Origin of the sequence: Frankia sp. Mgl5 (assembly GCF_023242985.1) — a bacterium.
In the GTDB taxonomy this organism is placed as follows: domain Bacteria; phylum Actinomycetota; class Actinomycetes; order Frankiales; family Frankiaceae; genus Parafrankia; species Parafrankia soli.
Genome location: NZ_JALKFY010000558.1, coordinates 1 through 340 on the forward strand (window position 1 = coordinate 1; position 340 = coordinate 340).

The 340-nt window shown below is 54.7% G+C and carries 1 protein-coding gene; it reads left to right on the forward strand.

The features are described 5' to 3' along the window. A partial coding sequence (locus MXD62_RS10615) for a HAMP domain-containing protein (protein WP_248829146.1) occupies nucleotides 1-340 on the forward strand: 340 nt, incomplete at both ends.

Below are 340 nucleotides of genomic sequence, written 5' to 3' on the forward strand. Positions count from 1 at the left end.
GTCCCAATCGGATCAGGAACGCGATTCTGCTGTTCGATGGCGTGGTGCTGGTAGTCATCGTGGTGATTGCCTACTTCACGGCATCCGGTATGCGCCGCTCCATCACCAAGATGGTGGAAGTGACGGAGCGGATGGGCAAAGGGGATTTTCTCTTCCCGCTCGATCCCAAGATGGAAAAGCGCAAGGATGAACTGGGCGAGATGGCTCGCTCCCTGCAGGTGATGCGCAATCGGTTGAACTCGATTTTAAGCCAGGTGCAGCAGGCGGCCGTATCACTAACCCAATCGACGCAGGAAATCCGCGGAAACGCTAATGAAATATCGGCTTCCAATCAACAGAT